The sequence below is a fragment of the Palleronia sediminis genome, from assembly GCF_004358695.1.
Lineage (GTDB): Bacteria > Pseudomonadota > Alphaproteobacteria > Rhodobacterales > Rhodobacteraceae > Palleronia > Palleronia sediminis.
Genome location: NZ_SNAA01000009.1, coordinates 43,899 through 61,683, shown reverse-complemented (window position 1 = coordinate 61,683; position 17,785 = coordinate 43,899). Strand labels below are relative to the sequence as shown.

General features: G+C 69.9%; 16 protein-coding genes. 9 read left to right on the top strand and 7 right to left on the bottom strand.

Annotation, left to right across the window (positions count from 1 at the left end; genetic code table 11):
• Window positions 1–158 precede the first annotated feature (158 nt).
• The 4 genes from E2L08_RS09365 to E2L08_RS09350 form a co-directional block, all read right to left on the bottom strand.
• The gene (locus E2L08_RS09365; protein WP_133396810.1) at window positions 159–950 is read right to left on the bottom strand and encodes an FAD binding domain-containing protein; all 792 of its coding nucleotides are present in this window, start codon (window positions 948–950) and stop codon (window positions 159–161) included.
• A gap of 56 nt (window positions 951–1,006) precedes the next feature.
• On the bottom strand, window positions 1,007–3,370 hold the full coding sequence (locus E2L08_RS09360; protein WP_133396809.1) for a xanthine dehydrogenase family protein molybdopterin-binding subunit: 2,364 nt from the start codon (window positions 3,368–3,370) through the stop codon (window positions 1,007–1,009).
• Between the two features lie 63 nt (window positions 3,371–3,433).
• A complete protein-coding gene (locus E2L08_RS09355) occupies window positions 3,434–3,919 on the bottom strand; it encodes a (2Fe-2S)-binding protein (protein ID WP_133396808.1) in 486 nt (161 codons plus the stop codon).
• Window positions 3,920–3,951: 32 nt separating this feature from the next.
• Window positions 3,952–4,527, bottom strand: coding sequence for an SRPBCC family protein (locus tag E2L08_RS09350; RefSeq protein WP_133396807.1), 576 nt, complete (start codon window positions 4,525–4,527; stop codon window positions 3,952–3,954).
• Window positions 4,528–4,870: 343 nt separating this feature from the next.
• Here E2L08_RS09350 and E2L08_RS09345 point away from each other — a divergent pair, with 343 nt between their 5' ends.
• A complete protein-coding gene (locus tag E2L08_RS09345; protein WP_133396806.1) occupies window positions 4,871–5,290 on the top strand; it encodes a DUF4112 domain-containing protein in 420 nt (139 codons plus the stop codon).
• A gap of 11 nt (window positions 5,291–5,301) precedes the next feature.
• Here the strand turns inward: E2L08_RS09345 and ndk are convergent, their stop codons facing one another.
• Window positions 5,302–5,724 carry a nucleoside-diphosphate kinase gene (ndk, locus tag E2L08_RS09340; RefSeq protein ID WP_133396805.1) on the bottom strand — a complete coding sequence of 141 codons (423 nt, stop codon included), beginning with the start codon at window positions 5,722–5,724 and terminating at the stop codon, window positions 5,302–5,304.
• Between the two features lie 136 nt (window positions 5,725–5,860).
• Between ndk and E2L08_RS09335 the strand changes: the two genes are divergently transcribed.
• The 5 genes from E2L08_RS09335 (at window position 5,861) to E2L08_RS09315 (ending at window position 11,194) form a co-directional block, all read left to right on the top strand.
• Entirely contained in the window at window positions 5,861–7,303 is a 1,443-nt protein-coding gene (locus E2L08_RS09335) for an alanine/glycine:cation symporter family protein (protein ID WP_133396804.1), read from the top strand.
• Between the two features lie 64 nt (window positions 7,304–7,367).
• Window positions 7,368–9,275, top strand: a complete 1,908-nt coding sequence (locus E2L08_RS09330; RefSeq protein WP_133396803.1) for an ABC-F family ATP-binding cassette domain-containing protein — start codon at window positions 7,368–7,370, stop codon at window positions 9,273–9,275.
• A 29-nt stretch (window positions 9,276–9,304) separates the two neighbouring features.
• The gene (locus E2L08_RS09325; protein ID WP_133396802.1) at window positions 9,305–9,925 is read left to right on the top strand and encodes a MarC family protein; all 621 of its coding nucleotides are present in this window, start codon (window positions 9,305–9,307) and stop codon (window positions 9,923–9,925) included.
• Between the two features lie 44 nt (window positions 9,926–9,969).
• Entirely contained in the window at window positions 9,970–10,551 is a 582-nt protein-coding gene (locus tag E2L08_RS09320) for a retropepsin-like aspartic protease family protein (protein WP_133396801.1), read from the top strand.
• Between the two features lie 115 nt (window positions 10,552–10,666).
• A complete protein-coding gene (locus E2L08_RS09315; protein ID WP_133396800.1) occupies window positions 10,667–11,194 on the top strand; it encodes a PRC-barrel domain-containing protein in 528 nt (175 codons plus the stop codon).
• 76 nt (window positions 11,195–11,270) lie between these two features.
• On the opposite strand, the gene E2L08_RS09310 is transcribed toward E2L08_RS09315, so the two are convergent.
• Window positions 11,271–11,729, bottom strand: a complete 459-nt coding sequence (locus E2L08_RS09310; RefSeq protein WP_133396799.1) for a DNA polymerase III subunit chi — start codon at window positions 11,727–11,729, stop codon at window positions 11,271–11,273.
• A gap of 40 nt (window positions 11,730–11,769) precedes the next feature.
• Complete coding sequence (locus E2L08_RS09305; RefSeq protein WP_133396798.1) at window positions 11,770–13,248, bottom strand: leucyl aminopeptidase; 1,479 nt, start codon at window positions 13,246–13,248, stop codon at window positions 11,770–11,772.
• Window positions 13,249–13,402: 154 nt separating this feature from the next.
• Here E2L08_RS09305 and E2L08_RS09300 point away from each other — a divergent pair, with 154 nt between their 5' ends.
• Genes E2L08_RS09300 through E2L08_RS09290 form a run of 3 tightly spaced genes read left to right on the top strand, consistent with a single transcriptional unit; the run spans window position 13,403 to window position 17,741 of the window.
• Window positions 13,403–14,536, top strand: a complete 1,134-nt coding sequence (locus E2L08_RS09300; RefSeq protein ID WP_133396797.1) for an LptF/LptG family permease — start codon at window positions 13,403–13,405, stop codon at window positions 14,534–14,536.
• Entirely contained in the window at window positions 14,533–15,627 is a 1,095-nt protein-coding gene (gene lptG / locus E2L08_RS09295) for an LPS export ABC transporter permease LptG (protein WP_133396796.1), read from the top strand. Before E2L08_RS09300 ends, lptG begins: the two co-directional genes overlap by 4 nt.
• Window positions 15,627–17,741 (top strand): LPS-assembly protein LptD, encoded by a 2,115-nt coding sequence (locus E2L08_RS09290; RefSeq protein ID WP_168771107.1) that lies wholly within the window; start codon window positions 15,627–15,629, stop codon window positions 17,739–17,741. Before lptG ends, E2L08_RS09290 begins: the two co-directional genes overlap by 1 nt.
• Window positions 17,742–17,785 lie beyond the last annotated feature (44 nt).

The following is a 17,785-nucleotide window of genomic DNA, read 5'->3' as shown; positions in this document are numbered from 1 at the left end:
CCGGCCGGGCACCGGAAGGTGAGTATTTAGGGAAACAGAGAAACGGGGCGGAGCGCCATGGAGCGCGGCCGGGGGGATGCGGGCCGTTCCGGTGTCGCGTGACGGCGGAATGGGGGCGTGGCGCGGTCCGCGCCGCGCCCGGCACGGGCGGCGCCCGGTCAGGCGTTGGCGACCGCGCGCCGCGTCATGACCTTGACCAGATGCGCGCGGTAGGCGCCGCTGCCATGCAGGTCCGAGATCATCCCCTCGGCATCCGGCGGGGCGATGTCGTCCAGGCTTTCGGGTGCGAAGTTCCCGGTGAGCGCCCGCTCGGCCTCGGTCCAGCGGAACACGCCGCCTTCGGAGGCGCCGGTGATCGCCACGCGCACCCCGTCGTCGAACTGCGCCACGAAGGCCGCGGTCAGCGGAAAGCGCGAGGCAGGCTGGCGGAACTTTTCATAGCGGGCGCGGGCGGGGCGCGGAAAGATCACCGCGGTCACGATCTCGCCCTCTTCGAGCGCGGTGGTGAACATCCCCTCGAAGAAATCGTCGGCCGCGATCTCGCGCCGGTCGGTGACGACGGTCGCGCCCGAACCCAGCACCGCCGCCGGGTAGCAGGCCGAGGGGTCGTTATTGGCCAGCGAGCCGCCGATCGTGCCGCGCGCGCGCACCGAGGGGTCGCCGATCCGCCCGGCCAGCGACGCGAGGGCGGGATAGCTGTCCGCGGCCTCGCGCGCGACCTGCGCATGGGTCGTCGCGGCCCCGATCCAGAGGCGCCCGCCCTCGTCGCGCAGGCCCTTGAGCGCGGCGATCCCGGTCAGGCTGACCACGGCGGAGGGGCTGGCGAGGCGCTGTTTCATCGCCGGCATCAGGGTCTGGCCGCCCGAAAAGGCGATGGCCTCGGGGTCGGTGGCGAGCGCGGCGACGGCGTCCTCGACGCTGGCGGGCCGGATGAAGTCGAAATCGTACATCGGTCTCTCCTGGAAAGGCGGAGGGCCGGGCGGCGCGCGCCCGGCCGGAACGCGGTCTAGCCCTGCATCGCCGTCCAGACGCGGGCGGGCGTCAACGGCATGTCGATATGGTCGACCCGGTGGCCGCCGCGGTGGAGCGCGTCGAGCACCGCGTTGACCAGAGCCGGCGGCGAGCCGATGGCCCCCGCCTCGCCGCAGCCCTTTACCCCGAGCGGGTTGTGGGTGCAGGGCGTGACGCAGGAGTGATCGACCCGGAACATCGGCAGGTCGGCCGCGCGCGGCATGGCGTAATCCATGTAGCTGGCCGAGATGAGCTGCCCGTTCTCGTCATAGGCGCAATTCTCCATCAGGGCCTGTCCGATGCCCTGGGCGAGCCCGCCGTGAACCTGGCCCTCGACGATCATCGGGTTGATGACATTGCCGAAATCGTCGGCGGCGGTGAAGCCGAGAACCGTGACCTCGCCCGTGTCGGGATCGAGCTCGACCTCGCAGCCATAGGCGCCCGAGGGAAAGGTGAAATTGGCCGGATCGTAGAACGCGGTTTCCTCGAGCCCCGGCTCGATATCCTCGAGCGGGTAGTTGTGCGGGACATAGGCCGCGAGCGTCACGTCGCCCCAGGCCACGGATTTGTCGGTGCCCGCTACTGTGAACCGGCCGTCGGCCAGTTCGATGTCGCTATCGGCGGCCTCCATCAGGTGGGCGGCGATCTTTTTCGCCTTGGCGATGACCTTTTCGGCGGCACGCACCATAGCCGAGCCGCCGACCGCGATCGAGCGCGAGCCATAGGTGCCCATCCCCATCGGGGTGCGCGCGGTGTCGCCATGCACGATCTCGACCATGTCGGCGTCGATGCCGATCATGTCCGAGATGACCTGCGCGAATGTCGTCTCGTGGCCCTGCCCGTGGCTGTGGCTGCCGGTCATGACCACCAGCCCGCCTGTGGCGTTCACCCGCACGGTGGCCGATTCGTAGAGCCCGGCGCGCGCCCCGAGCTGGCCGACGAGGTTCGACGGCGCGATGCCGCAGGCCTCGATGTAATGCGAGATGCCGAAGCCGCGGAGCTTGCCGCGGGCGCGCGAGTCGGCCGCGCGATCCTCGAACCCGGCGTGGTCCGAGATCTCGAGCAGCTTGTCCATCGTCGCGTGGTAGTCGCCGGTATCGTACTGCACCGCGACCGGGGTCTGGTACGGAAACTCGGTGATGAAGTTCTGGCGGCGCAGCGCGATCGGGTCGACGCCCAGTTCGCGCGCGGCCTTGTCGATCACGCGTTCGAGCTGGAACGTCGCCTCGGGGCGGCCGGCGCCGCGATAGGCGTCGACGGGAACGGTATTGGTGAACACCGCCTTGACGTTCACGTAGACCAGCGGCGTGCGGTAATTGCCCGCCATCAACGTGCCGTGCAGCCATGTCGGGATCGAGGGCGCGAAGGTCGAGAGATAGGCGCCCATATTGGCCAGCGTCTCGGTGCGCAGCGCGGTGAAGTTGTTATCGGCGTCGAGCGCCAGTTCGATCCGGGTGACGTGATCGCGGCCATGGGCGTCGGACATGAAGGCCTCGGACCGGGAGGAGGTCCATTTCACGGGACGGCGCAGCGCCTTGGCGGCGAAGGTGCAGAACGCCTCTTCGGCGTAGTGGAAGATCTTGGCGCCGAAGCCGCCGCCCACGTCGGGCGCCACCACGCGCAGCTTGTGCTCGGGGATGTTGAGCACGAAGGCCCCCATCAGCAGGCGGATGACATGCGGGTTCTGCGAGGTGGTGTAGAGCGTGGATTCGTCGCTATGGGCGGCGTAGTCGCCGACGGCCACGCGCGGCTCCATCGGGTTGGCGACGAGGCGGTTGTTGACCAGCTCCAGCGTGGTGACATGGGCCGCCTCGCGGATCGCGCGGTCCGTGGCCTCGCGGTTTTCCTCGACGAAACCCCAGTCGTAGCAAAGGTTTGACGACAGATCTTCATGCACCAGCGGCGCGTCCTCGGCCAGCGCGGAGCGCATGTCGATGACGGCGGGCAGATCCTCGATCTCGATCTCGAGCGCCTCGCCCGCGTCGCGGGCCTGGGCCAGCGTCTCGGCGACGACGACGGCGATGGGGTCGCCCACATGGCGCACCTTGCCCTCGGCCAGGATCGGGTGCTTGGGCTCTTGCATGACGCTGCCATCGCGCGAGGTGATCTGCCAGCCGCAGGGGATGCCGCCCGCCCCCTCGAAATCCCTGGCCGTAAAGACGCGGATGACGCCGGGCATGGCCATCGCGGCCTCGGTCCCGATGGACAGGATCCGGCCATGCGCCACGTCCGAGCGGACGAAATGCGCGTAGGCCTGCCCGTGCAGGTTGATGTCGTCCGAATAGCGCCCGGTTCCGGTCAGGAACCGGATATCCTCGCGCCGCTTCGGGCTGCTGCCGATGCCGCCATCCTTGGGCATGTCATGTCTCCTCCCCTGGAAACCCGGCGACTGGCCGGACAGTCGGTGCGCGGCCGCGGCCGGTCATTCCGCGGCGACGGGCACGACCTCCTGGCCGGAGGCCGCCATGATCGCCTTGACGATGTTGTGATAGCCGGTGCAGCGGCAGATATTCCCGTCGAGATATTCGCGCACCTCGGCCTCGGTCGGTCGGGGCGTCTCGCGCAGGAGCGCCGCGGCCGCCATGACCATGCCGGGCGTGCAAAAGCCGCATTGCAGCCCGTGATAGTCCTGGAACGCCTGCTGGATCGTCGAAAGCGAGCCGTCGGCATTGGCCATGCCCTCGATCGTGGCGATATCGGCCCCCTCGGCATCGAGGGCGAGCACCGAGCACGCCTTGACCGGCTGATCGTCCATATGGACCGTGCAGGCCCCGCATTGCGAGGTGTCGCAACCCACATGCGTGCCCGTGAGCCGCAGGTTCACCCGCAGGAAATCGACGAGCAGCGTGCGCCCCTCGACCTCGCCCGAGACGGGCCTGCCGTTCACCGTCATCGAAACCTTGTGCATCGCCTGTCTCCTCCCCCGAAGCGATCGTGCGGTCAGCCGGCCGGTCGCGTGCCGAACCAGCGCCGTTTTCCGTCGCCCGCTTCCTGATCCTTGCCGCTGTCGCCGCCCGTGTCACCTGTATTTTGCGTCGCATTCGACGCATCGCCCCCCGCCGCCTCGCCTGCAGCCGCGGCGTCGAGCCTGTCCTTGAAGCACTCGAAGAACTGGTCGGCCATCTTTTTCGAGAACCCGTCGATGATCCGCCCGCCGAGCTGCGCGAGCTTGCCGCCGACCTTGGCATCGACCGTGTAGTCGAGCCGCGTGCCGCCCTCGGCCGCGCTCAGCACGATATGGGCGCCGCCCTTGGCGAACCCGGCCGCGCCGCCCTTGCCCTCGCCGCTGATGGTGCAGCTTTGCGGAGGGTCGATGTCCTCGATGCGGATCTGGCCCCTGAACGTGGCCTTTACCGGGCCGACCTTCTGGACCACGACCGCGTCATAGCCGTCCTCGACCGTGCCGGTCATCTCGGTGCAGCCCGGAATGCAGGATTTCAGCACCTCGGGGTCGAGCAGCCCCGCCCAGACGCGGTCGGGATCTGCGTCGATCTGATTGCTGCCGGTCATTTCCATCGCGGACGCATCCCCCCTGCCCGTCCGGGCGCATCGGCCCGTCGCCGCAGTCAAGCGCGCCGGGGCGGGGTCCGTCAAGCGCCGCCGTGCCGGGATTTTTCCGCGCGGGCGACGAAACCGTGCCACGGGGGTGCCGCATTGTGACCCCAGACTGAACCGCGCAACCGCACCGATCCGAAAGGCCGACGCCATGCACCGCCCCGAGACCCCGCACCGCAAGACCGATGCCAAGGGCGGGACGCGCCCCGTCAAGCACGCGCTGCCGCCGTTTCGCTTTCGCGATTTCGCCTCGATCTGAGGGGCGGATGCGGAACCGGCGGGGCGTCCGCGCGATTTGTCCCGCATGACAGACCGACCCCATGCGCACCGCCTCGACCGACTCGACCGGTTGGCCAACACCCTCGACGCCGCGTTCCGCGTGCCCGGTATCGGCATCCGCGTCGGCTATGATTCGATCATGGGACTGATACCGGGGATCGGCGACGCCGCCGCCGTCGTGCCCACCGGCTGGATCGTGCTCGAAAGCTATCGGATGGGCGCGCCGCGCAGCATCATCGCGCGGCAATGCGCCAATATCGGGGTCGATTTCGTCGTCGGCTCGATCCCGCTGGTCGGCGATCTCTTCGATGTGGGCTGGAAGGCCAATCGCCGCAATGTCGCGCTGCTGCGCCGCCACATGGACGCGCTGCCGCAAGCGGCCCCCGAGCGGGATGCCGGGGGCCATGCCGCGCGCCCGACGGGTGCCGGGCGCGCGGGGCGTTGAAGCCGGATCGCCTAGCCGACGATCTCGAGACCCGAGAAGAAGTACGAGATCTCGTCGCGCGCCGTCTCGGGCGCGTCCGAGCCGTGGACCGAGTTCTCGCCGACGCTCTCGGCGAACTCGGCGCGGATCGTGCCCGCCTCGGCATCGGCGGGGTTGGTCGCCCCCATCACTTCGCGGTTTTTGGCGATGGCGCCCTCGCCCTCGAGCACCTGCACGACCACCGGGGCCGAGGCCATGAACTCGCACAGCTCGTCGTAGAACGGCCGCTCGGCATGGACCTTGTAGAACTCGCCCGCCTGCGCCTTGGTCAGGTGGATGCGCTTTTGCGCGACGATGCGCAGCCCGGCATCCTCGAACTTGGCGTTGATCTTGCCGGTCAGGTTGCGGCGGGTGGCGTCGGGCTTGATGATGGACAGGGTGCGTTCGGTGGCCATGTGGCGTCCTCGTTGTGCATTCGGGGGCAGGCGACGGGCCCGCCCGGACGCAGCGCCCCTAGCACGGGTCGCACGGACTGAAAAGACGAGCGGCCGGCCGCGTGGCGCGGGCCGGCGCGCAACATGAGGAGCCGCCATGACGGCGATCGTCGATTTCCTGAACACCGTCCTCTGGGGGCATGTCCTCGTCTACGGCCTGCTCGCCGTGGGCCTCTGGTTCACGTGGATCACGGGGTTCGTGCAGTTCCGCCGCTTTGGCGAGTTCTTTCGCGTCATCGCCTTTTCGCGCGAGACGACATCCGAGGGCATATCGCCGTTCCAGGCCCTGACCGTATCGCTGGCCAGCCGCGTGGGCACCGGCAACCTCGCGGGGGTGGCGGTGGCGATCCATCTCGGCGGGCCGGGCGCGATCTTCTGGATGTGGATGGTGGCGCTGGTGGGCATGGCTACGGCCTATGCGGAATCGACGCTCGCCCAGCTCTACAAGGTGCGCAACGCCGAAGGCCAGTATCGCGGCGGCCCGGCCTTCTACATGGCGCGCGGTATCGGCTCGCGCGCGATGGGATACGTGTTCTCGATCTGCCTGATCCTGTCCTTCGGCCTGATATTCTCGGCCGTCCAGGCCAATTCGATCTCGGTCGCGATGGAGGAAGCCTTTGCCGTGCCACGCCTCGTCACCGGGCTGGGGGTCGGCGCGCTGGCGGGGGTCGTGATCCTGGGCGGCATCCGCTCCATCGCCCGGGTGGCCGAAAAGGTCGTGCCCGCCATGGCGGGGGCCTATATCCTGCTGGCCGTGGTCGTCGTCGGGCTGAACGTGACCGAGGTGCCGGGCGTACTGGTGCTGATCGTGAAATCGGCCTTCGGGTTCGAGGCCGCGGCCGGGGGGTTCACCGGCGGGATCATGGCCGCGCTGCTCAACGGGGTGAAGCGGGGGCTGTTCTCGAACGAGGCGGGGATGGGCTCGGCCCCCAATATCGCCGCCGTCGCGGTGCCCGATCCGCACCACCCCGCGAGCCAGGGCATGGTGCAGGGCCTCGGCGTCTTCATCGACACGCTGGTGATCTGCACGGCGACGGCGCTGATGATCCTGCTGTCGGGGGCGGTCGACCATTCCCCGGACGCGCCGACCGGCATGGCGCTGACCCAGATCGCGCTCGAGGGCCATGTCGGCGCGCTGGGGCCGGTCTTTGTCGCCGCGGCGATCCTGTTCTTCGCCTTCACCTCGATCATCGGCAACTACTCCTATGCCGAGAGCGCGATGGAGTTCCTGGGCCTCGGCGGGCGCGGCCCGTTGATGGCGCTCAAGCTGCTGGTCGTGGCCATGGTGGTCTGGGGGTCGTTGCAGGCGGTGACGACGGTGTTCGATATCGCCGATGCCTCGATGGCGGTGATGGCGACGGTCAACCTCGTGGCCATCGCGATCCTATCGCGGACGGTGGCCAAGCTGACGCGCGACTATTTCGCCCAGCGTCGCGCGGGCGACGAGCCGGTGTTCCGCGTGGCCGAGTATCCCGAGCTGGGCGAGGGCGTCGACCGCCGCATCTGGAACCGCGAGACGGCCGAGCGGGCGCAGGGCTGAGGCCCGCGCGCGCGCGGCCCCGCCACCGCTTCACCCCGCGGCCAAGCTCTGCTAACCCCCGCCCATGCTCAGTTTCCGCGATATCTCTTATGCCGTCGCCGGCAAGCCGCTTTTCGAGGCCGCCTCGGCCGACATCCCCGAAGGCCACAAGGTCGGGGTGGTCGGGCGCAACGGCACCGGCAAGACGACGCTGTTCCGCCTGATCCGGGGGGAATTGCCGCTCGACGGGGGCACGATCGAGCTGCCCCGCCGCGCGCGCATCGGCGGCGTCCGGCAGGAGGTGCCGTCCTCGGAGGTGTCGCTGCTCGACACGGTGCTGGCCGCCGATACCGAGCGCGCCGCGCTGATGGCCGAGGCCGAGACGGCGCGCGATCCGGGCCGCATCGCCGAGATCCAGACCCGCCTCGCCGATATCGACGCATGGTCGGCCGAGGGGCGCGCGACCCAGATCCTGCGGGGCCTGGGCTTTACACAGGCCGAGATCGCGATGCCCTGCTCGGCCTTCTCGGGGGGCTGGCGGATGCGCGTGGCGCTGGCCGGCGTGCTGTTCGCCCAGCCCGACGTGCTTCTGCTCGACGAGCCGACGAACTATCTCGACCTCGAGGGCGCGCTCTGGCTCGAGGCGTATCTCGCGAAATATCCGCACACGGTCATCGTCATCAGCCACGACCGCGGGCTCCTGAACCGCTCGGTCGGCGCGATCCTGCATCTCGAGGACCGCAAGCTGACGCTGTATCAGGGCGGCTACGACACATTCGCGCGGACCCGCGCCGCAAGGCTGGCCGCGCGCGAGGCCGAGATCAAGAAACAGGATACGCGGCGCGCGCATCTGCAATCCTTCGTCGACCGGTTCCGCGCCAAGGCGACCAAGGCCCGGCAGGCGCAGAGCCGGCTCAAGATGATCGAGCGGATGGAGACCATCCAGACACCGCAGGAGGCCGCGCTGCGCGCCTTCACCTTTCCCGAACCCGAAGAGCTGCCGCCCCCGATCCTGACCATGGAGGGCGCGCGCGTGGGCTATGGCGAACGCGTCGTGCTCGACCGGCTCGACCTGCGCATCGACCAGGACGACCGCATCGCGCTTTTGGGCCGCAACGGCGAGGGCAAGTCGACCCTGTCCAAGCTGCTCTCGGGGCGGCTCGAGACCATGGGCGGGCGCATCACCCGCGCCTCGAAGCTGCGCGTGGGCTATTTCGCGCAGCACCAGGTGGACGAGCTGCGCGTGGAGGAGACCGCGCTCGACCATGTCCGCAGGCTGCGCCCGGACGAGGCGCCCGCGCGGCTGCGCGCGCGGCTCGCGGGGTTCGGGCTGGGCGCGGAACAGGCCGACATGACCGTGGGCGCGCTTTCGGGCGGGCAGAAGGCGCGGCTGTCGCTGCTGATCGCGACGATCGACGCGCCGCACATGCTGGTGCTGGACGAGCCGACGAACCATCTCGACATCGAAAGCCGCGAGGCGCTGGTCGAGGCGCTGACCGCCTATTCCGGCGCGGTCGTGCTGGTCAGCCACGACATGCACCTGCTGGGCCTCGTCGCCGACCGGCTCTGGCTGGTCAAGGGCGGCCGCGTGGCGCCCTATGACGACGATCTCGACGCCTATCGCAATATGCTGCTCGCGCGCGACGACGACCGGCCGGCCAAGCCCGCCCGCCCCCGCGCCGAGGCGCCGAAAGCCCCCCGCCCCTCGCGCGAGGCGGTGATGGCCCTGCGCGCCGAGGTGCGCAGCTGCGAGGCCCGCGTCGGCAAGCTGGCCGAGATGCGCGAGAAACTGGCGACGAAACTGGCCGATCCGGCGCTCTACGACGCCGCGCGGGGCGGGGAGCTCGAGACGTGGAACCGCAAATATGCCGAGGTGATGGATGCCACCGCCAAGGCCGAAACGCTGTGGATGACCGCGCTCGAACGGCTCGAGGCCGCCGAAGCCCCCGATCTTTCGCAGAAAGATCGCGCCGCCGCGGGGGCCGGATCGTGAGCCGCGCCGCGGGGGCGCGCGTCTAGCCGATGCCGGTCGAGTTCCTCGTCACCGTCTTCGTCACGCTGATCGTGGTGATCGACCCCATCGGCACCACGCCGATCTTCGTCGCGCTGACGCAGGGCATGGACCGGCGCGCGCGGCGCGGGGTGGCCATCCGCGCCTGCGCCACGGCCATCGCGGTGCTCGCGGCCTTTACCGTCGCGGGCGAGGCGCTGCTGCAATCCATCGGCATCTCGCTGGCCGCCTTTCGCATCGCGGGCGGCATCCTGCTGTTTCTCACCGCGCTCGAGATGCTGTTCGGGCGGCGCAACAAGCGGCGGCAGGACCAGGCGCCCGACGAGCCGGGCGAGGATCCGTCGGTCTTTCCCATCGCCATCCCGCTGCTGGCGGGGCCGGGCAGCATCGCCTCGGTGATCCTGCTCGCCGGGCAAAGCGGCGATCCGCTGACCATGGCCGGGGTGCTGGCGGTGGTGCTGTTCATCTTTCTCATCTGCTTTCTGTTCTTTCTCTCGGCCGAGGCGATCGAGCGCGCGCTGGGCGAGACCGGCATCCTCGTCACCACGCGTCTTCTGGGGATGCTGCTGGCCGCGCTGTCGGTGCAGTTCGTGCTGGACGGGATCGTGAATTCGGGTGTGCTGGCGGGCTGAGCGCGCCTCTTGGCGTTCCGCGCCCCCGGCCCTATCTCTCGACCATGGCCGGAGATTCCATCGCATCCTTCCTCTATCTCGCGCTGCTGGGCGCGGCGGTGTTTGGCTTTTTCATCGTGCAGAACCGCCAGTCGCTGTCGCGGACGTTGCAACAGCTCGCGCTGTGGGGGCTGATCTTTGTCGGCGTGATCGCGGGCGCGGCGCTGTGGTCGGATATCCGCGACGAGGTCCTGCCGCCGCGCCAGGCGATGAGCGTCGAGGGCAGCCTCGTCGTCCCGCAAAGCTATGACGGGCATTTCCGCGTCATCCTCGGCATCGAGGGCACGCCGGTCGAGTTCATCGTCGACACCGGCGCCTCGGATCTCGTGCTGAGCCGGCGCGACGCGCAGCGCATCGGCATCGACCCCGACCGGCTGGCCTATCTCGGCCGGGCCCAGACCGCGAACGGCGTGGTGCCGCTGGCCCGCGTCAGCCTGGGCGAGGTGCGGCTGGGCGACATGGTCGAGCGCGGCGTGCCGGCCATGGTCAATGGCGGCGACATGTCCGGGTCGCTCATGGGGATGAGCTATCTCCAGCATTTCGGGCGCATCGAGATCGCGGATGGCCGCCTGACCCTCACGCGGTGAGGGTTCCGCTTCGGCGGGGCGATTTTTCTGGAAAAATCGGGGGGGCGGGCCGGGAACCGCTGCGGGCGCGGCTGGTTGTAGGCGCATAACTCGATGAATTCAGAGGAGCTTGCACATGCAACGCATCACGTCCACCGCACTCGCCCTCGTCCTTGCCACCGGCACCGCCGCCTTCGCGCAGGACGCCACCGACGACACCCAGATGACCGACGGCGACATGATGGCCGACGAGCAGATGACCGACGGAGACATGATGAACGACAGCGCCGCCAGCATGACCGCCAGCGCGGACATGATGGGGATGCGCGATCAGCTCATCCGCTCGCGCGACCTGACCGGCAGCCCGATCTACACGATCAACGAGGCCGATGACGAAGGCTGGGACCCCGAACTGACCTATGACACCGTGGGCGCCGACTGGAACCAGATCGGCGAGATCGAGGATCTCGTGCTCGACCATAACGGCGATCTCAAGGGCATCGTGGCCGAAGTCGGCGGCTTCCTCGATATCGGCGACAAGCACGTGATGATCTCGGTCGACGACCTCAACCTCGTGGCCGCGGACAGCTATGCCTATGTCACCCGCATGAACGAGGAAGAGCTCGAGTCCATGGAAGGCGTCGACGAAGGCTTCTGGCAGTAAGCCTGCCCACGCCACGGACTGACGCTGAAGGAGGCCCGCGCGGCCTCCTTTTTCGTGCGCGGGGTGCGGCGCGGCCTCAGCGTTCGGCCTTTTTCTGCCACTGGCCCGATTCCTCGGACCAGTATTGCGCCGCCACGCCCGCGCCTGTCAGCGCGCGCCACTGGTCGCGCGCCTGCGCCAGCGCCGCCGCGTCGCCCCCGTCGAAGATCACGCAGCCCCGCGCCAGCGCCGCGACCTCGGCCGCGGCCATGGGCGCGCCCTCGACACAGATCAGGCAATCGCGCCCCTCGGGCACCGTCTCCCCGAGCGTCAGGAGGATCGGCTGCGCCGCGTCCTGCGGCCCGCCGTCGCGCGCATGGGGCAGGAACCCGTCGGGCGGATCGGTCCAGAGCGCGTCATCGAGCCGGTCGAGCATCGCGTCCGTCCGCGCGCGCAGCGACACGCGCCAGCCCTGCGCCAGCGCCCGTTCGAGCAGCTGCGGCAGCACCGCCTCGAGCGGGCGGCGCGTGAGGTGGTAGAAATAGACCGCGCCCATCCCCGCCCGTCCTTTCCCGATCCGCGCGGGCGCGGACCGCTCAGCCCTCGAACCGGTCGCGGATCAGCCGGTCGATGGCGCGCACGCCCCAGCCCGTCGCACCCTTGGGCGCATAGGGGCTGTCAAAGCTCGTCGCGGCCACGCCGGCGATGTCGACATGCGCCCAGGGCATGTCCTTTTGCACGAAACGGCGCAGGAACTCCGCCGCGGTGACGGCGCCGCCGGGACGGCCGCCCACGTTCTTGACATCGGCGATGCGCGACTTGAGCTGTTCGGCGTATTCCTCGCCCAGCGGCATCCGCCACGCGCCCTCGCCCGCCGCGCCCGCCGCGCCGAGGATGCCCGCGGCCAGCGCGTCGTCGTTGCAGAACACGCCCGCATTGTGATGGCCGAGCCCGATCACGATGGCCCCGGTCAGCGTGGCGAAATCGATCATCGCGGCCGGCTTGAAGGTTTCCTGCGCGTACCACATCACGTCGGCCAGCACGAGCCGCCCCTCGGCGTCGGTGTTGATGACCTCGATCGTGTCGCCCTTCATCGCGCGCACCACGTCGCCGGGGCGCGTCGCGCGGCCCGAGGGCATGTTCTCGACAAGGCCCACCAGCCCCACGACATTGGCGCGGGCCTTGCGCCGGGCGAGCGCCGACATGACACCCGCGACCACGGCCGAGCCGCCCATGTCCATCGTCATCTCTTCCATGCCGGCGGCGGGCTTGAGCGAGATCCCCCCGGTGTCGAAGACGACGCCCTTGCCCACCAGCGCCAGCGGTGCGGCATCGGTCTCGCCGCCCATCCATTTCATCACCACGACCTTGGACGGGCTGTCCGAGCCCTGCCCCACCGACAGAAGCGCGCCCATCCCGAGCTCGGCCAGGCGGTCCTCCTCCAGCACCTCGACCTCGAGCCCGTGTTCGGAAAGCGCCCGGAGCCGTTCCGCATAGCTCGTCGTCGTCAACACGTTGGCCGGGTCGTTCACGAGGTCGCGCGCAAGAAACACCCCTTCGGCCATGGCCGCGATATCGGCGACCGCGTCGCGCGCGGCCTCGGGATCGTCGAGCATGAGCGTGACGGCGCCCTCTTCGGCGTCGTCCTTGTCGCCGGGGCTGCGCTGGTCGCGGTAGTCATAGGCGCGCAGAACCGTGCCCATCGCCACGGCGGCCGCGTGGCGGCGGTTGCCCAGCGCCAGCGTCACCGTCCGGCCGGGCATCGCGCGGGCCACGGCCACGCCCGCCCGGCGCGCCTCGTCCTCGGGCGCGCGCGGCTCGAGCCGCACGACCAGCACGGCGCGGGCCTCCATCTTTTGCGGGAAGTTCAGCACGGTGACATGGCCGGGCTTGCCCTCGGCAAAGGACTTGTCGGCCACCGCGCGCTCGATCGCGCCGCCGGTCAGGCGGTTCACCCGCCGCGCCAGCCGGTCGAGCTTGCCATCCCCGCCCGCGAAAACGGCAAGCGCCCCCTGCACCGAGGCCAGGGTTTCGATATCCGACGATGCGGTATGGATGGCGAGGGGGGTGGTCATCTGGCGTCTCCGGGGATGTGGCAGGTCGCGCGGCGGGCGCGCGCGGCCCATGTCTAGGCCCGGTCCCCGCCGATGGCCAGAAGGCAGTTTCGGGCCGCGGCGCGCTGCGCTAGGCTGGGCCGGGCGCGGGGCATGACGGGGGGGCGGCCGGCAGGTGAGGACATTCGACAGATACCTGCTGGCTCAGCTCGTACGGCTGTTCGGCTTTTTCAGCCTGTTGCTGGTGGCCATCTACTGGGTGAACCAGGCGGTGGGGCTGTTCGACCGCCTGATCGGCAGCGGACAGGCGGGCGCGGTGTTTCTCGAGCTGACGGTGTTGACCCTGCCCAACGTCATCCGCCTCGTGCTGCCGGTCTCGGCCTTTGCCGCCGGGGTGCAGGTGGCCAACCGGATGCGGGCCGAGCGCGAGCTTGTCGTCGCCCATTCGTCGGGCATCTCGCCCTTGCGGCTGGCCCGCCCGGTCGCGCTGTTCGGGCTGCTCGGGGCCTCGGTTGCGCTGGCGCTGACGCTGGCGGTCGGGCCGCTCGCCAAGGCGCGGCTGGACGAGCGCAGCGCCGAGATCGCCGAGGACGTGACCTCGGGGCTGCTGACCGATGGCGAGTTCCTGCATCCCGCCCCCGGGCTGACCGTCTATATCCGCGAGATCACCCCCGAGACCGAGCTTTTGGGCGTGTTCCTGTCCGACGACCGCGAACCGGGGGTCGAGACGACCTATACCGCCGAGCGCGCGTTGCTGGTGCCCACTGCGCAGGGGCCGCGGCTGCTGATGTTCGACGGTCTGGTGCAGGATCTTACGGCCGCGACGGGGCGGCTCTCGACGACGCGTTTCGACGATTTCGCCTTTGACATCTCGGGTCTGATCGACCTGACCGCGCGCGGCCCGCGCGATATCGACGCCGTGCCCACGGCCGAGCTTTGGGCCGCGGGGCCCGAGCTTGCGGACGAGCTGGGCGCGAGCGGCGCCGAGCTGTGGCTGGCGCTGCACATGCGCGTCGAGCAGGGCGCGCAGGTGCTGGCCGCGGCGGTCCTGGGATTTTCGGTGATGATGCTGGGGGGATTTTCGCGGTTCGGCACATGGCGGCAGGTGGGCGGCGCCGCGCTCGCGCTCATCGTGCTGGAGCTGTCGCGCAACCTCGCTTCGGACGCGGCGCGCACCGATCCGCGGATGTGGGCGCTGGTCTACCTGCCGCCCGCCGCGGGGCTCGCCGTCTCGGGCGCCTGCCTGTGGCTGGCGGGACGGTCGCACCGCCGTCCGCGCGCGCGCGGCATGGCGGGGGCCGCGGCATGATCCTGCAACGCTATTTCGCGCGCCGCTTCGCGGTGGCGCTTGGGCTGACGGTGGCCGTGTTCTTCGGGCTGCTGCTGCTGATCGAGCTGGTCGACCAGGTGCGCCGTTTCGAGGGGGACGACGTGGCCTTTGCCGCCATCGTCGGGCTGACGGCGCTGAGCGTGCCCGAGACGCTCTATACCATCCTGCCGCTGCTCGTCATCATCGCCACGCTCACGCTGTTTCTGTCGCTGGCGCGCAGTTCCGAGCTGGTGGCCGCGCGCGCCTCGGGGCGGTCGGCGCTGCGGGTGCTGGGCGCGCCCCTCGTCGTCACGCTGGTCTTCGGCGCGCTGGCGGTGACGGTGCTCAACCCCATCGTCGCGGCGACCTCGACCCGCTACGACGCCGCCGCCGAGCGGCTGGCGGGGCGCGCGGTCTCGGCGCTGTCGCTCAGCTCGCAGGGGCTCTGGCTGCGGCAGGGCGACGGGCGGGGGCAGACCGTCATCAACGCCGCGCGCGCCAATGCCGACGGGACCGAGCTTGCGGCGGTGACGTTTCTCGGCTTCGACGGGGCGGGCAGCCCGACCTTTCGCATAGAGGCCGCCCGTGCCGCGCTGATCGACGGCGCCTGGGCGATCCGCGACGCCAAGGAATGGCGTTTCGACGCGCCCAACCCCGAGGCGGGTGCGCTGACGCACGAGGCGCTGCGCCTGCCCTCGAGCCTGACGGCGAACCAGATCCTCGACAGTTTCGCCAACCCCGCCGCCATTCCCGTCTGGGATCTGCCCCGCTTCATCGCGCAGCTCGAAGCGGCCGGGTTCTCGGCCCGGCGCCACCGCGTCTGGCTGCACATGGAGCTGGCGCAACCGCTGCTCCTGGCCGCGATGATGCTGGTCGGCGCGGCCTTTACCATGCGCCACACCCGCTTTGCCCGGACGGGCAGCATGGTGCTGATGGCCCTCACCCTGGCCTTCGCCCTTTTCTTCATCCGAAATTTCGCGCAGATCCTGGGAGAAAGCGGGCGCCTGCCGGTCCTTCTGGCGGCATGGGGTCCGCCGGTCGCCGCGGCGCTCTTGCCGCTGGGGCTGATTCTGCACTGGGAAGACGGCTGATGCGCGCGATCCTCCTTGCGGCCCTGCTGGCCTTCGCGCCCCCCGCCCTGCAATCGCAGGAGGCGGGGCCGGCCACGTTGCTGGCCGATACCGTGCGGCTCGAGGGCGGGTCGGTGCTGGTAGCCGAGGGCGCGGTCGAGGTGTTCTACGACGGCACGCGGCTGCGGGCCACGCGCATCACCTACGACCGCGGCGCCAAGCGGCTGACCATCGAGGGGCCGATCCGGCTCGACGATGGCGACGACGTGGTGATCGTGGCCGACCAGGGGCGGCTCGACGCCGATCTGCGCAACGGCATCCTGACCTCGGCGCGGCTGGTGCTCGACCGCGAATTGCAGCTTGCCGCGACCGAGCTTGCGCGCATCGACGGCCGCTATACCGAGATGGCCAATACCGTCGCCTCGTCCTGCAACATCTGCGCCGCCCGCGGCACCCCCACATGGGAGATCCGCGCCCGCCGCGTGATCCACGACGAACAGGAAAGCATGATCTGGTTCGACCGCGCGCAGTTCCGCCTGTTCGGGATGCCGGTCGCCTATTTCCCGACGCTGCGCCTGCCCGACAGCACGCGGCCGCGCGCCACCGGGTTCCTGATCCCGCGGCTGCGCTCGACCACCCAGCTCGGGCTGGGGTTCAAGCAGCCGCTTTTCGTCACGCTCGGGCCCAGCGCCGACGTGACCTTCACCCCCTATCTCTCGGAAGAGACGCGCACCCTCGAGACGCGCTATCGGCAGGCGCTGCGGTTCGGCGAGATCGACCTGACCGCCAGCGTCAGCGACGACACGCTGCGCCCCGACGACCTGCGCTATTTCTTGTCGGCCGATGCCGCGTTCCGCCTGCCCGCGGGCTACCGGCTCGAGATCGACATCGAGGAGGTGTCCGACGAGGCCTATCTCGTCGATTACGGCTATGACGATGCCGACCGGCTCGAGAAGGAGGTGCGGATCAGCCGTGCCCGCCGCGACGAGCTCGTGACCGCCTCGATCGCGGGCTACGAGACGCTGCGCCCCGAGGAAATGGCGATCGAGGACCAGCTCCCCTCGACCGTGGCCGATTACGGCTATGAACAACGCCTGCGGCTGGGACGAGGCGAGCTGCGGCTGGGGCTCGAAGCGACCTCGATCTATCGCCCTTCGGGCGCCGACGGCACGGGGCGCGACACGACCTCGGCCAATATCGACCTGCGCTATATCGACCGGCGCGTTCTTGCCTCTGGGCTGGTCCTGACCAACACGGTCGGGGCCGAGATCGCCGCCTACGAAGTGACCGAGGATCGCCGCTTTGCCGGCACGCGCGACCGCTTCACGCCGGGCATCAGCAGCGAGTTGCGCCTGCCGCTGCAACGCAGCGGCGCCGACGGCACGTCCTACCTGCTCGAGCCGGTGGCGCAGGTGGCCTATGCGCCCTCGTGGGGCGACCGCGTGCCCAACGAGGACAGCCGCCTCGTCGAGTTCGACGAGGGCAACCTGCTGGCCATGTCGCGCTTTCCGGGGCAGGACCGGATCGAGACCGGGCTGCGCGCCAATCTCGGGCTCGCCTTCACGGCCGTCGCCGATGGCGGCCTGACGGTCGGGGCCTCGGGGGGGCGGATCTTTCGCGCCGAGCCGGTCGAAGGGTTTTCGCCCGGATCGGGCCTGTCGGGCACCGAAAGCGACTGGCTTGCCGCGGGGCGCATCTCGCTCGGCGAGACCTACGAGTTCACCGCCCGCGCGCTGTTCGACGACAGCCTCGACATCCGCAAGAACGAAAGCCGGCTGGCCGTGCGCGGCGAGGGCGTGACCTTCGAAGGGGCCTATGTCTGGCTCGACGCCGACCCGCGCGAGAACCGCACGCTCGATCTCAACGAGTTCGTGGCCGATACCTCGATGCGGCTGTCGCGCCATGTCATCGGCTCGCTCGGGGCGCGCTACGACCTCGAGGCCGACCGCGCCGCCGAGGCCGGGCTCGGGCTGGAATACCGCACCGAATGCATCTCGATCGCCGCGGGACTCACGCGCCGCTTTACCGGCACGGCCGGGGTCGAGCCCTCGACCAGCTTTTCGCTGGGGCTCGAGCTTGCGGGCTTTGGCTCGGACCGGTTCGACGACACCTATCGCAGCACCTGCAAGGGATGATAGACCCGGCCCCGACGCGGGGCCCGCACCCGCGCCAGATGTTG

Bases quoted from the DNA above. Each gene is read 5' to 3' on its own strand.
- E2L08_RS09365 (WP_133396810.1), bottom strand. From the start codon at position 950: ATGTACGATTTCGACTTCATCCGGCCCGCCAGCGTCGAGGACGCCGTC.
- E2L08_RS09360 (WP_133396809.1), bottom strand. From the start codon at position 3,370: ATGCCCAAGGATGGCGGCATCGGCAGCAGCCCGAAGCGGCGCGAGGAT.
- E2L08_RS09355 (WP_133396808.1), bottom strand. From the start codon at position 3,919: ATGCACAAGGTTTCGATGACGGTGAACGGCAGGCCCGTCTCGGGCGAG.
- E2L08_RS09350 (WP_133396807.1), bottom strand. From the start codon at position 4,527: ATGGAAATGACCGGCAGCAATCAGATCGACGCAGATCCCGACCGCGTC.
- E2L08_RS09345 (WP_133396806.1), top strand. From the start codon at position 4,871: ATGACAGACCGACCCCATGCGCACCGCCTCGACCGACTCGACCGGTTG.
- ndk (WP_133396805.1), bottom strand. From the start codon at position 5,724: ATGGCCACCGAACGCACCCTGTCCATCATCAAGCCCGACGCCACCCGC.
- E2L08_RS09335 (WP_133396804.1), top strand. From the start codon at position 5,861: ATGACGGCGATCGTCGATTTCCTGAACACCGTCCTCTGGGGGCATGTC.
- E2L08_RS09330 (WP_133396803.1), top strand. From the start codon at position 7,368: ATGCTCAGTTTCCGCGATATCTCTTATGCCGTCGCCGGCAAGCCGCTT.
- E2L08_RS09325 (WP_133396802.1), top strand. From the start codon at position 9,305: ATGCCGGTCGAGTTCCTCGTCACCGTCTTCGTCACGCTGATCGTGGTG.
- E2L08_RS09320 (WP_133396801.1), top strand. From the start codon at position 9,970: ATGGCCGGAGATTCCATCGCATCCTTCCTCTATCTCGCGCTGCTGGGC.
- E2L08_RS09315 (WP_133396800.1), top strand. From the start codon at position 10,667: ATGCAACGCATCACGTCCACCGCACTCGCCCTCGTCCTTGCCACCGGC.
- E2L08_RS09310 (WP_133396799.1), bottom strand. From the start codon at position 11,729: ATGGGCGCGGTCTATTTCTACCACCTCACGCGCCGCCCGCTCGAGGCG.
- E2L08_RS09305 (WP_133396798.1), bottom strand. From the start codon at position 13,248: ATGACCACCCCCCTCGCCATCCATACCGCATCGTCGGATATCGAAACC.
- lptG (WP_133396796.1), top strand. From the start codon at position 14,533: ATGATCCTGCAACGCTATTTCGCGCGCCGCTTCGCGGTGGCGCTTGGG.
- E2L08_RS09290 (WP_168771107.1), top strand. From the start codon at position 15,627: ATGCGCGCGATCCTCCTTGCGGCCCTGCTGGCCTTCGCGCCCCCCGCC.